The organism is Nocardia mikamii NBRC 108933 (genome assembly GCF_001613505.1).
GTDB lineage: Bacteria > Actinomycetota > Actinomycetes > Mycobacteriales > Mycobacteriaceae > Nocardia > Nocardia mikamii.
Window position 1 is genome coordinate 74287 of record NZ_BDCM01000010.1, and the last position, 12577, is coordinate 86863.

Consider the following 12577-nt stretch of genomic DNA (forward strand, 5'->3'; position numbering starts at 1 on the left):
AGCGATGCTAATCGAGGCCGTGACGAAACCCCATGTCTGACAGCAAGAGTGCCGTTTCGATGACCGACTCCCCCCACCGCTGTCAACCCGCACACCAGGCCGACGCCAGCGACCACCCTGACCATCGCCGACGAACCTCCCTGGCAGCGACTCACTTCGAACGCAACGGCCAGGGGCGCATCGCGGACACCGGGTCACGCGCAACGGCACAGCCCGAGGCGCGTCGCGTAGACGGCCGCGGCGGTCCGGTTGGACGATTGCGTGCGGCGCAGGATCGACTCCACGTGGGTGGCGACCGTCGATGCGCCGATCCGCAGGGTGCGGGCGATCTCGGTGTTGGCCGCACCGTGTGAGAGCAGTTCCAGCACCTCGAGTTCTCGCAGCGTGAGTCCCGCGGGCGGCGGCACGAGACGGTGCCGGATGAGGGTGCCGCCGCGCACCTCGTCCAGGCGGACCTCGTGCACCTGCGCGCCGTGGATCACCATCACCGGCGGCGCGACAGGCCGGTCACGACCGATCAGGGCGGCGGCCAGGTCTGCGCGGGCGCCCGCGGTCAACGGGCGGGGGGTGCCGTCGGGATCGATGAGCAGCGCCTCCTCCCCCGCACCGATCGCGAGGACGCCGCCGTCGGTCGGGCGCAGCGGGTCGACCGCGGCGGCGAGCGCGTCGGAGATCAAGGTGGTCAGCGGCAGGGTGTGCTCGTCGAGCGGGGTGTAGGTGCTCAGGTTCAGCAAGCCGAGGTAGCGGCCGTGCGGCGAGTAGAGGCAGTGGCTGAGCCCGTCTCGGAAGCCGTTGCGCCGGATGACGTCGAAGACGACGCCGCGCCGTCGCCGCCGGTCCACGTCGTGCAACAGCACCGGGAGCCTGGTCTCACGGAGTTCGCCGTACAACTGCGTGTGCGGCATGGCGTCGTTGATCAGGTCCAGCGTCGGGGTGCTGTAGCCGAAGTTGGTGTAAGTGGTGTGCTCGCCGGTCACCGGGTCCGGGATCGACAGCGCGGCGTGGTCGTAGGGCACCACCCGGCGCAACGCGAACAGCAGACGGGCGGCCTGCTGTTTGAGGGGTTCGCCTCCGGACGACCCGGCCGCCGCGTCCCGGAGTTCGAGCGCGGCGGCGAGACGCGCACGCACCGCCGACTCGCTCATGCGGTCATGGTATGTGTGCGGCTAGCGACTTACCCGCGATTGCGCCTCCGCAATTCTGCCGATACGCGCCGTGATGTTCGCTCCTACCCTTCGCCCATCCTGCCCGCGAAGCACGAGGAGCAAAACACATGGATGTCGCCGAATACGCCGCGTACGACGCCACCGGTCTGGCGGAGTTGATCCGCGATGGTCAGGTCAGCGCCGCCGAGGTCCGGACGGCCGCCGCGACCGCCCTGGACGCGGTCGAGCCCGAACTGGCCGCCGTGGCGGGCGAGCGATTCGACAAGCCGCTCGACTACGACGAGTCCGGTCCGTTCGCCGGTGTGCCGTTCGCGCTCAAGGACCTCATCGCGCACGCGGGCGGGGTGCCGAGCCGCAGCGGCAGCAGGCTGTTCGGTGCGGGTGTCACCCATCCGGAGGACTCCCACCTGGTGGCGCGGTTCCGCCGCGCGGGCCTGGCGATCGGCGCGATCACCCGCAGCCCGGAATTCGGGTTCAATGCCACCACCGAAGCCCTCGCCTACGGCGGACCGAGCCGCAACCCCTGGGCCACCGACCGCAGCCCCGGCGGTTCCAGCGGCGCCTCGGCCGCGCTGGTCGCCAGCGGCGCGCTGCCGATGGCGCACGCCAACGACGGCGGCGGCTCGATCCGAATTCCTGCCGCCGCGTGCGGTGTGGTCGGACTCAAGCCCAGCCGTGGGCGGACCACACCGGGCCCGGACTTCGCCGACCCGCTGCTGGGGCTCGGCATCGAATTCGCCGTCACCCGCACCGTGCGCGACAGCGCGCGGCTGCTCGACGCGGTGCACGGCGCCGAGCCCGGCGACCGCTACCTGCTGCCCGGCCCGGTGCGCAGCTACGCCGAGCACGCCGCCGCCGGTTCCCGGCCACTGCGCATCGCCGTCGCCACGACTCCGATGGACGCCGGTCGCGCCGTCGACCCGGAGTGCGTAGCGGCGGTGAACCACGTGGCCGAGCGGTTGGCCGAGATGGGGCACGTCGTCGAGGAGGCCGCGCCCGAGCTCGACGTGGCGGCTTTCGACAAAGCCAACCTCGACACGTGGTGCAGCTTCCTCGCCGACGCCGTCCTGGGTGCCTCGGCGCAGCTGGGCGTGGAGGCGAGCCGCGACTACCTGGAGGCGACCACGCTGGCGTGCGTCGAATACGGAAAGACGCTGTCCGCCTTCGATATCTACGCCGCCGACCGAGTGTTCAACCAGACCACCCGCGCGGTCGCGGGCTTCCTCACTCGCTACGACGTGCTGCTGACGCCCACGACCAGCGCGCCACCGATCCCGCTGGGTCACCTCGACGCCGACGACGCCTCGCTGAGCGCCCGCGAGTGGTACGACCGGATCTTCGACTACGGCAGCTTCACCGCGCTGTTCAACGTCACCGGCATGCCCGCCATCTCCCTGCCGCTGGCCGAATCCGCGGCGGGGCTGCCGATCGGCGTCCAGTTCGCCGGACGCCACGGCGACGAGGCCACGCTGCTGGCGCTGGCGGGGGATCTCGAGCGCGCCATGCCATGGGCGGACCGCCGCCCGGCCGTGCACGCCGGGCGGTAGCAGGCACCGTGCGGGCCGCGATACATGCCGGCCCGCACGGGATCGTTGGCGCCCCAGCACGATTCGGAGCGCACCGCCGGACGCTACAGCGCGTCGTCACCCGGCACCCGTCGTGCTGCTCGTTGCGTCGGCCGGGCCGCAGGTCAGCCGGTTGCCGGCCGTGGAAATCGGGTCAGAATCGTTACTCTGCGGCGCCGAGCCCGGCCGATGTTGCATCGAGTTTGCATCGTTCGAAGTATGATCGGGTCGAGTCGGGCGGGAAGTCCGATTCAGATGTCTCGGTCTCGGAAGTCCCTGGCCGATTTTGATCGACGCGGCGCTCACCGCGTGATCCGCCCGTCGCCACGCTGGTCTCGTGGCGGTCGATGAATGCCGGTCCAGCACTTCCGGACATGTTCGAACCGACGACGCCAGATCATGGAAGGGACATCCCGCGTGGCCCGGTACCTTGTTGCGGCTACCCCGATTCCGGGGCATGTGGCGCCGATGCTGGCTGTCGCCGCCGATCTGCGGCGCCGCGGCCATCAGGTCCGCATGCTCAGCGGCGCGGCCTTCGCCACCGCGGCACAGTCGTCGGATGTGGTCTTCGTGCCGTTACCCGCAGATGCCGAGGTCGTGCGCGTCCCGGAGTCGTCTGCTGGGATGCCGGGGCTGGTGCGACGTTGGCGAACCGGCCGGGCCGAGATGCGTTCCGGGTTTCTGGCGCCGCTCGCGGGTCAATATCGCGCACTCACCGCCGAACTTGCGCGCTCGCGCGCCGATGTGGTGCTGGTCGATGTCATGTTCACCGGCGCCATCCCGCTGCTGCTCGGGGAGCGGCGGCGGCCACCGGTTGTGGTGTGCGGGGTGGTCCCGCTGATGCTGAGCAGCGCCGACAGCGCACCGTTCGGTATCGGCTGGCAGCCTGCGGCCGGACGCGACTACACGATGATGAACCGGGTCGTCCACACAGTCCTGTTTCGCCGCGATCAGTCGGCGTTCGACACGGTCCTGCGGGAGCTCGGAGTGGGGCCGTGTCCGGTATATCCGCTGGACTGGCCGATACTGGCTGAGCGATTGCTCCAATTCACCGTGCCTGAGTTCGAATATCCCCGCCGCGACCTGCCGCCCTCGGTGGTCTTCACCGGCCCCGTCGCGGGGTCGCCATCGGAGGCGGCGTTGCCCGGCTGGTGGGATGAAGCATTGTCCGACGGGCGCAAGGTCGTGCTCGTGACGCAGGGGACGTGGAACAACAGCGATCTCGGACAGCTGATCCAGCCGACCTTGTCCGCACTGGCGGGGCGCACCGACGTCGTGGTTGTCGCCTGCACGGGGGGCGCGCCGACGCGGATCCGGCCCACCGCGGCGAATACGTACGTGGCCGACTTTCTGCCGTACGCGCGGCTGCTGCCGCATGTCGCGGTCATGATCACCAACGGTGGGTACGGCGGCGTGCAGCAGGCGCTGAGCCACGGTGTGCCGCTGATCGTCGCGGGCGACGCGGCCGACAAACCCGAGGTCGCGGCGCGGGTGGCATACACCGGTGCGGGCATCGATCTCGGCACCGGGCATCCGAGTTCCGCTGCTCTGGCCGAGGCCGTCGACCGGATCCTTTCGACACCCCGATTTCGTAGTGCGGCGAGCCGATTGGCGCGTGCGATGGCGCGCACGACTGCCTTCGAGACGATCGACGAACAGCTCGCCACCGTAGCCGGCCACCGGCCCCCTTCGCGGCCGCCCCTTCCATCGGCGGATGTCTCGGCCGATCGGCGCACGTCATGACACGCGCGGAACTCGACGCGGCCGGCATCTCCGACCCCGGACTGCGGCAATCGTATCGACTGTGCCGGAAAATCAACGCTCGTCACGGGAAGACGTTCTTCCTCGCTACCCGGCTGCTGGCTCCCGATCAACGCCCTGCCGTCCACGCGCTCTACGGCTTCGCTCGTCGCGCCGACGATATCGTCGACGAGATCGACTCACAGCGCACCGCTGACCGGCGTGCAAGCGAATTGGACACGCTGGCACAGCAATTCGCCGACGTTGCGCTGTCCGGTGACCCGGTGCTCGCGGCGGTGCGGCACACCGCCGAAAGCTACCGGATTCCCGCCGGACTGTTTCAGGCCTTCCTGGCCTCCATGCGTATGGATCTGTGTGTCACCGACTACCCGGACCGGGCCGCTCTCGACCGTTATATGTACGGGTCGGCCGAGGTCATCGGGTTACAGCTGCTGCCGATCCTGGGCACTGTCGAATCGGAAACGGCCGCGGCCCCGTACGCCGCGGCGCTCGGGAAAGCATTCCAGCTCACCAATTTCCTGCGGGATATCGACGAAGATCTCGCACGTAACCGCGTCTATCTACCGGCCGACGAATTGGCCGCTCACGACGTCGACCGCGAGGTGCTGGCCTGGTGCCGCCGTAGGGGGCGGGTCGAGCCACGAGTACGGCGAGCCCTGATCGAACAGCACGAGATCACCCGTGAGACATACGAATTCGCGCGCGGCGGGATCGAGCTACTGGCCCCGCGATCGCGTCCGTGTGTTGCCACGGCGCTGACGCTGTATTCGGAAATTCTCGATCGGATCGCCGCGGCGGAATTCGAGGTTTTCGGTCGTCGGGCCACCGTCACGACCGCCCGGAAGGCGCGCGTCGGCGGTGCCGGCATGGTGCGGGCATGGCTGGCCCGCCGCTCGTCGCGTCCGGGCCCACGGTGGCCGGAAGCCTCGCGCCAGGCCTCCACCACCATCGAATCACCCGGCCGGGAGTGAGGAACCGGCATGGATCGTTGGCAATATTTCCTGGTGCTGGCCGCCTGCCTGATCACCACGGCGCCACTGGAATTCCTCGGCTCCGGTGTGTATCGCAGGCCCCGGCGACTTGCCGCGGCTCTGACACCGGCTTCGGTCTTCATCGTCTGGGATCTCATGGCGATCGCCGCCGGCGTCTGGGATTTCTCCGCCCGCTACCTCGTCGGGGTTCGGCTGCCCGGCGCGATCCCGCTCGAGGAAGTGCTGTTCTTCATCGTCATCCCCCTGTGCGGGCTGCTGACCTTCTCCGCGGTCGAAAGGCTGCTGGCCATTCGCCCGCGCGGCCGGGCCGGAAAGGAAGTGGAGAAATGACCCTGCATGGAATGGGATACACCCTGCCCGCGGTGTGCGCGCTGGTGGTGGTGTGCGCGGCGGAATATGTGTGGCTGCGGACCGGACTGTTCCGCCGGCCGGCGTATTGGCTGACCATGATCATTGTGCTCGTCGTCCAGATCCCGGTGGACGGCTGGCTGACCAAGCTGGACGCGCCGATCGTACGGTACGACGCCGACCAGATCCTCGGTCTGCGATTCCCCTGGGATATCCCGGTCGAGGATTTCCTGTTCGGTTTCGCGTTGGTGACATCGGTTCTGCTGGCCTGGGAACGGGCTCGGCGACGGGAGCCCGCACAATGAAACGGCACGCGACGGCGCCGGTCGATCGAGCCCGGGACCATCGGCGAGTGCACTACCCGGCCGCAGCGGGCCGACGGGATCTCGGACAGGAAGGGCGAGCGCCACACGCGGTCGTCGTGGGCGCCGGCATCGCGGGTTTGGCGGCCGCCACCGGCTTGGCCGAGCGTGGATTCCGAGTCGACGTGGTCGAACGCGAACGATACCTCGGTGGCCGGGTGGGCGGCTGGACGCAGCAGCTCGACGACGGCACACCGGTCGGCATGAATCGCGGGTTCCACGCCTTCTTCGCCCAGTACTACAATCTGCGTAAACTGTTGGCGCGCAGTAACACTCGTCTACTTCGCCTGGACGACTATCCGCTCGTCGACGACCGGGGCCGCCGCGACACCTTCCGCGGGCTCCCCCGGACACCACCGTGGAACGCGCTCGCCTTCGCGCTGCGCAGTCCGACATTTCGCCTGCGTGACCTCCTGCGTATGGACCCGCGCGCGGCCGCCCCGTTGGCCACGGTCTCGGTGCCGAGAATTTTCGACCGACTCGACCACCTGGATGCGGAAACCTTTCTCCGCGCGATCAACTTTCCCGACGCCGCCCGCCACCTCGCCTTCGAAGTGTTTTCACGCAGTTTCTTCATCGAACCCGGCCGGATGTCGGCGGCGGAACTGGCCATGATGTTCCATATCTACTTCCTCGGCTCCAGCGAAGGCCTGTTCTTCGATGTCGCGCGGGACAACTTCGATGTCGGCCTGTGGACGCCCCTGGCGGAATACCTCTGCGGGGCGGGCGTGGCCGGCAGGCCTGGCCGCGCCGAGTTCCATACCGGCGTGACGATCGAGCGGATAGAAACCCGCGGTGCGGGTTTCCGGGTGATCGACGACAACGACGCCGCACTGGACACCGACGCCGTGGTACTGGCCACCGACGTGAGCGGGCTGAAACGGCTCGTTTCCGCGTCGCCGGACCTGGGCGATACCGAATGGCGTTCACGCATAACCGAATTGGCCACCGCACCGTCGTTCGCGGTGCATCGGCTGTGGCTCGATCGCCCGGTACGCGCGGATCGGCCGAGCTTCCTCGGCACCGGCAATCTCGATCCGCTCGACAACATCAGCGTCGTGCACCGATACGAGAAGCAGGCCGCGGCGTGGGCAGCGAGAACCGGCGGGAGCGTCATCGAATTGCACGCCTACGCCGTGCGCGACGGCACATCCGTTCGCGCCGACACCGAGAAGCGCCTGCTGGAGCGGTTGCACGAGATCTACCCGGAAACAGCCCCCGCTCGGATCGAGGGACAAACCACGCTGTGGCGGCAAGACTGCCCGCGCTTCGCACCGGGAGACTTCGCCCGCAGACCCGGGGTGACGACACCGCATCCGCGGCTCGTGCTCGCGGGAGACGGTATCCGGGTCGATCTTCCGGTGGCCTTGATGGAACGCGCCGCGACGACCGGATGGATCGCCGCCAATACCCTGCTGGCGCGGTGGGGTGCGGCCGGGCACGATTTGCATACGGTGCCCTCCCAGGGGCGGTCATGGGCATTGCGCACGCTCGCGACGCGCGGGAGGACATCCTGATGAGCACCGGTCCCGACCCGTCGCGGCGATCCAGACACTCTCCCCTGCAACGGTTCTCCGCCGAACAATGGGCGCAGCAGCAGCCCACCTACCGCGACGCGGACCCCGCGTTGATCGGCGCCGTACTGCGGTGGTCGCAGAAGCAGCCTTCGGGGAATTGGTATGTCTTCGCCGCCAGCCACAGCATTCGCCGCGACCGGCCCTACGGCACCACCGTCGGCGGGGTCGAGATCGTGGCGTGGCGCGACGGACGGAACACACTGCACGTGGGCCCCGGAGCCTGCCCTCATCTGGGCGCCGACCTGGCGACCGCGCGAGTCGACGATGCCACGCTGATCTGCCGGTGGCACGGTATGCGGGTCGGTGCCAACGGCTCCGCGCGGTGGTGCCCGTTGCCCAGTCACGACGACGGCGTGCTGGCCTGGGTGCGGTTGGACGCGCTCGGTGAGGAAACCCCGACCGACGCACCGATACTCGGCGCCCGGCCCGCCGACTGCACCGTGCACGCGGTCACCCGCCTGGTAGGGGTGTGCGAACCGGCCGACATCGTCGCCAATCGGCTCGACCCCTGGCACGGCGCCTGGTTTCATCCCTATTCGTTCGCCCGCCTGCACGTGACACAAACACCGCCGCGCACCGGAATCACCGCGGACAACCACCGGTTCGTTCTGGCGGTCACCTTCCGAATAGCCCGCGGCATCGGCGTACCCGTCGAGGCCGAGTTCACCAGCCCGGACCCACGCACGATCGTGATGCGGATCGTGTCCGGCGAAGGCGCGGGCAGCGTCGTCGAAACCCACGCCACGCCACTGGGTCCCGGCTCCGACGGCCTGCCCCGCACCGCAGTCGTCGAAGCCGTCGTGGCCGACTCCGAACGTCCGGGTTTCCGGTATGCGCGCCGGGCGACACCGCTGCTGCGACCGCTCATGAACTACGCGATGCGGCGACTGTGGCGCGACGACCTCGCCTACGCCGAGCGCCGCTACCATCTGCGCCGAGCGAAGTCCTCTCCCCGGCCACCGCAACCACACTCGTGACGATCACGCGGCTTTCGCCGCGATGTCACAGTCTGCGAGTCTGTTCCGTCGACTCTGTAGCGGGCACCAACGGGTGCCGCAACCGCCGAGACCTACGGAGTTCCGATGACCGCTTCCGCGCAGGCCGCCCCTGTCCTTGTTCGTGCCGATGAGGCCGAGAACCTCCAGGATGGCGCGCTGAGCATGATCACTCTCCTCGCCGACGCCGGACAGACCGGCGGCGCGCTGACCGCCAACAAGGCGACCCTGCGCAAGGGCTCCCCCGGAGCCCCGGCGCATTTTCACACCGCCGCGACCGAAATGTTTCTGGTGCTGGACGGCTCCGCGCGAATTCTGCTGGGCGAGAAGATCGTCCGTCTCGAACGAGGTGATTTCCTGACGGTGCCGCCCACAGTCCCCCATGCGTTCGCCCCGGCCGCCGGGGCCGATGCCGAACTACTCGTGGTCTTCACTCCGGGGTTGCACAGGTTCGACTACTACCGGCTGCTCGAACGGATTCATCACGGCGCGGCGAGCGTCGAGGAGATCAGGGCGAGCTCGCAACGCTACGACAACCACTACGTCGACAGCCCGGTATGGCGAAATGAGCTCGCCGACGCCTGTGTATCCGCGAAGCCGCCGCGTTTCCAGGCAATTTCGGTCCGCGCGTTAGATGAGCGTGGACGGTAGAGCCGACGACGGGACGAGTGTTGCCAAGTCGACGAGTTCTCTATGCTCGCCATGAACACGGGTGACGTTCTCCGCAATGAAATCCGCTGCGCGACCGTACCGTTCGGCAAAGCGGGCCCTCGTGGTGCAGCAGCCATAGAGATCAAACTGCGGCCGGACCCGCATCCGCGGAGCTGCGGCGAGACCACAGCGGAACATCCCAGCGGGTGAGAAGTGCGTGGCGTCGTCTGGTTCGTTCGATCAGGTAGGTGGGCAGGAAGCCGACGCCGGGCCCCACGGCAAGCAGAGCGGCACTGACAATCGGAGATGCGTCGTGCCTTCGGGCCGTGCGTAGGAGCTGACCCTGCTATGACCACCGTGCTGACTGTCTGTCCACACCGGAGGAAGACTCGTGCAAGCCGAGTGACCGAACCGGCCAGTCGCCTCCCGGGGCCAACGATCGACCGTGCCGGCCGACCGCAGCACATCCGAATCCGTTGTGCTGATTCACCGTTTGTCGAACGACACCATCAGCTGGAATCGAACACGACGAGCTGACATCGGCTCCGGTAGCAATCCACGAAGTACGCGACGCACTCGACCCCGCCCACGCCAACCCACCGACGTGCACGATCGTCCTTCCTCTCCCGGGACTCCCGCCCCGGTCGCGCAACGAAAACCCGGACAGGTCGCGCAGATTTGAGTGCACGGTCGTACACTGAAAACGTGAGCGATCGGCAACAGTCGGAGATCGAGGCGCTGGCCCGGCTGGCGGGCGATGAACTCGGCGGTGCTGTCGACGGCATCGCCACGGTGCATCGCGCCATCTCCGATCACGTCTTCACCGCCGTGCGGCTCGGGGTCGGCCCCGCCGCGCGGCCGGCACAGCTGATGCACGACACCATCGCCGACACCATGTACCGGCTCGTGAGCGGTTCCGCGGTGTCGGCGGGCAAGCTGGCCGAACATGCCGCAACGTGGTCCGGGGTACCGGCCCCGTCGCGTACTGTTTTCGGCTCCGGCTTCCTCGCTGCCCTGCAGGGCTTGATCGGCGACACTCTCGCGCAGCAGCGACCGATCCTCGCCACTCCCATGACATTTCGGTCCGACGGCGAGCCGACGGAGCCGGAACAGCTCGCCGAGCACATCACGAACCCGAGCGGTCGGCTCGTAATCTTCCTGCACGGCCTGGCGGAAACCGAACACGCGTGGCGTCTCGGCGGCAGACCGACCTATGCCGAACGACTCGAGGCCGACCTCGGCTGCACCTCCCTTCAGGTGCGGTACAACAGCGGTCTGCACATCTTCGAGAACGCCCGGCAACTGAACGATCTGTTACAGCGCCTCGTCGAGCACTGGCCGGTCGAGGTAGAACAGGTGTCGCTGGTGGGCCATTCGATGGGTGGGCTCATCGCCCGCGGCGCCTGCTTCGACGCCGCCGAGGAGGAGCGTTCCTGGGTACGCCACGTGCGCCAGCTGGTCTGCCTCGGATCACCTCATCTGGGTGCGCCGCTCGAGCAATTCGTCCATTACCTCTCCGCAGCACTGGTCCGCGTACCCGAGACCCGCCCCTTCGGACGACTGCTCCGCCGCCGCAGTGCGGGCATCCGCGATCTGCGCCATGGTTCACTGGTCGATCAGGACTGGGACGACGCGGACGCGGACGCGTTACACCGCCGCGCGATCCGCGAGATCCCGCTTCTCGAGGGAGCCGATCACTACTTCGTCACCGCGACCATAACTCGCAGTCCGCACCATCCCCTGGGCCGCATCATCGGCGACGGTTTGGTGCTGACTACGAGCGGTTCGGGCCGAAATCGCGCCCGGCGCATCGGTTTCGACGACAACAACGGCATGCACCTGCCGGGGGCGAATCATTTCACCCTGCTCAACCACGAGGCAGTCTATGAAGCCTTGACCCACTGGCTGTGCGGCGAGCGCGAACAGAAGTCGCTACGTTCAGGCTGAGTCGAACGACATCGAACCACCGGCCGCAAGATACGCCGACCCCGTCCGGCACTGCGCACGGCGAATACGTAGGCCTCCGTGCTGCGATCCATGATGAAGTAGTCCCCCATCGGCGCGAGACGGAAGGAACGCCGTGAGCCTCGGCACCAGGATCCTGACGACCGCGATACAGGCAGCGGGCGCCCGCGCACTGTCGATGCCCTCGGCGTGGTGGTCGCCGCTGGCGCCCAGACGTCCCGTCGTCGACGGCCAGCGACTCTCCCCCCGCCTGCACGTGTTGGCCACCCTCGGAAAACGCGAACTACTCGCCCGACGGCCTCCGTCACCGTCCAGTCGAGCCCGCTTCGATGCCCTGACACGCATCGCCGGCGGCATCGACCACACCGATGTCGCTGTCACCACCATCCCGATGAGCAGTCCGGCCGGGTCGCTCAGCGCGCGACTGTATGAACCCCCAGAACTGCAGCGACCATGCGGTCTGCTGGTTTACGTGCACGGCGGCGGCTGGCATCTGGGCAGCGCCGCCGGTTTCGACACACCCGCCCGGCTCCTGGCCGCGCGCGGCGGCGTCACCGTGCTGTCGGTCGACTACCGGCTCGCGCCGGAACACCCGTTCCCCGCGGCATTCGACGATGTACTCGCCGCGTACCGTTTCGCCGTCGATCACGCATCGGACTGGAGTGTCGACAGCACCCGCATCGCGATCGGCGGCGACAGCGCCGGCGGCAACCTGGCAGCGGCGATCGCCCTGCATCTCGGTGCGGACTCCCGATACCGACCGGCTCTGGCCGTGTTGCTGTATCCGGTGGTCGACACCAGCATGGATGGCTACCGATCCAGCGACCTGTTCTCCGTCCCCTTGGATCGCGGCTGCGTCGAACGAGCCCTGACTTGGTACCTCCCCGACCCGCACACCGCCCTCGACCCACGAGTGTGTGTGCTGCACGCGCCGAATTTGAACCTCATGCCCGACACGCACATCGCCACCGCCGGAATGGACGTCCTGCGCGACCAAGGCGAAGCCCTGGCCCATCGACTCGACGACCTCGCCGTACCGGTATCGCTCGAGCGCTACGACAACCTGCCACACGGATTCGCCACCATGCTCGCAGATCCCGACGCACGCGCCGCCACCGAAGACATCGCTGACGCCGTCCACGCACGAATAGGCGAGCCCTAGCACCCCCGAACGGGGAGGTATCGAACGCAAGCA

General features: G+C 68.2%; 11 protein-coding genes. 10 read left to right on the plus strand and 1 reads right to left on the minus strand.

From position 1 onward, the window contains the following. Nucleotides 1–194: 194 nt before the first annotated feature. A complete protein-coding gene (locus NMI01S_RS13430; protein WP_062997139.1) occupies nt 195–1145 on the minus strand; it encodes a helix-turn-helix transcriptional regulator in 951 nt (316 codons plus the stop codon). Nucleotides 1146–1273: 128 nt separating this feature from the next. Between NMI01S_RS13430 and NMI01S_RS13435 the strand changes: the two genes are divergently transcribed. The 10 genes from NMI01S_RS13435 to NMI01S_RS13480 all read left to right on the plus strand — a co-directional run bounded on the left by NMI01S_RS13435 (nt 1274) and on the right by NMI01S_RS13480 (nt 12544). Then, a complete protein-coding gene (locus NMI01S_RS13435) occupies nt 1274–2713 on the plus strand; it encodes an amidase (protein ID WP_062997141.1) in 1440 nt (479 codons plus the stop codon). A 417-nt stretch (nt 2714–3130) separates the two neighbouring features. Then, the gene (locus NMI01S_RS13440) at nt 3131–4474 is read left to right on the plus strand and encodes a glycosyltransferase (protein WP_084512940.1); all 1344 of its coding nucleotides are present in this window, start codon (nt 3131–3133) and stop codon (nt 4472–4474) included. Continuing rightward, nucleotides 4471–5463 carry a phytoene/squalene synthase family protein gene (locus NMI01S_RS13445; protein WP_062997145.1) on the plus strand — a complete coding sequence of 331 codons (993 nt, stop codon included), beginning with the start codon at nt 4471–4473 and terminating at the stop codon, nt 5461–5463. The genes NMI01S_RS13440 and NMI01S_RS13445 overlap by 4 nt, the downstream gene beginning before the upstream one ends. A 9-nt stretch (nt 5464–5472) precedes the next feature. Further along, complete coding sequence (locus NMI01S_RS13450; protein WP_062997147.1) at nt 5473–5814, plus strand: lycopene cyclase domain-containing protein; 342 nt, start codon at nt 5473–5475, stop codon at nt 5812–5814. A 2-nt stretch (nt 5815–5816) separates the two neighbouring features. Then, on the plus strand, nt 5817–6137 hold the full coding sequence (locus NMI01S_RS13455; protein WP_062997450.1) for a lycopene cyclase domain-containing protein: 321 nt from the start codon (nt 5817–5819) through the stop codon (nt 6135–6137). Further along, a complete protein-coding gene (locus NMI01S_RS13460) occupies nt 6134–7711 on the plus strand; it encodes an FAD-dependent oxidoreductase (RefSeq protein ID WP_062997149.1) in 1578 nt (525 codons plus the stop codon). Before NMI01S_RS13455 ends, NMI01S_RS13460 begins: the two co-directional genes overlap by 4 nt. Next, nucleotides 7711–8748 carry a Rieske (2Fe-2S) protein gene (locus NMI01S_RS13465; protein WP_062997452.1) on the plus strand — a complete coding sequence of 346 codons (1038 nt, stop codon included), beginning with the start codon at nt 7711–7713 and terminating at the stop codon, nt 8746–8748. Before NMI01S_RS13460 ends, NMI01S_RS13465 begins: the two co-directional genes overlap by 1 nt. A 105-nt stretch (nt 8749–8853) precedes the next feature. Then, the gene (locus NMI01S_RS13470; RefSeq protein WP_084512941.1) at nt 8854–9417 is read left to right on the plus strand and encodes a cupin domain-containing protein; all 564 of its coding nucleotides are present in this window, start codon (nt 8854–8856) and stop codon (nt 9415–9417) included. 705 nt (nt 9418–10122) lie between these two features. Further along, on the plus strand, nt 10123–11364 hold the full coding sequence (locus tag NMI01S_RS13475) for an esterase/lipase family protein (RefSeq protein WP_062997151.1): 1242 nt from the start codon (nt 10123–10125) through the stop codon (nt 11362–11364). 133 nt (nt 11365–11497) lie between these two features. After that, the gene (locus NMI01S_RS13480) at nt 11498–12544 is read left to right on the plus strand and encodes an alpha/beta hydrolase (RefSeq protein WP_062997153.1); all 1047 of its coding nucleotides are present in this window, start codon (nt 11498–11500) and stop codon (nt 12542–12544) included. Nucleotides 12545–12577 lie beyond the last annotated feature (33 nt).

Bases quoted from the DNA above. Each gene is read 5' to 3' on its own strand.
- NMI01S_RS13430 (WP_062997139.1), bottom strand. From the start codon at position 1,145: ATGAGCGAGTCGGCGGTGCGTGCGCGTCTCGCCGCCGCGCTCGAACTC.
- NMI01S_RS13435 (WP_062997141.1), top strand. From the start codon at position 1,274: ATGGATGTCGCCGAATACGCCGCGTACGACGCCACCGGTCTGGCGGAG.
- NMI01S_RS13440 (WP_084512940.1), top strand. From the start codon at position 3,131: ATGGAAGGGACATCCCGCGTGGCCCGGTACCTTGTTGCGGCTACCCCG.
- NMI01S_RS13445 (WP_062997145.1), top strand. From the start codon at position 4,471: ATGACACGCGCGGAACTCGACGCGGCCGGCATCTCCGACCCCGGACTG.
- NMI01S_RS13450 (WP_062997147.1), top strand. From the start codon at position 5,473: ATGGATCGTTGGCAATATTTCCTGGTGCTGGCCGCCTGCCTGATCACC.
- NMI01S_RS13460 (WP_062997149.1), top strand. From the start codon at position 6,134: ATGAAACGGCACGCGACGGCGCCGGTCGATCGAGCCCGGGACCATCGG.
- NMI01S_RS13465 (WP_062997452.1), top strand. From the start codon at position 7,711: ATGAGCACCGGTCCCGACCCGTCGCGGCGATCCAGACACTCTCCCCTG.
- NMI01S_RS13470 (WP_084512941.1), top strand. From the start codon at position 8,854: ATGACCGCTTCCGCGCAGGCCGCCCCTGTCCTTGTTCGTGCCGATGAG.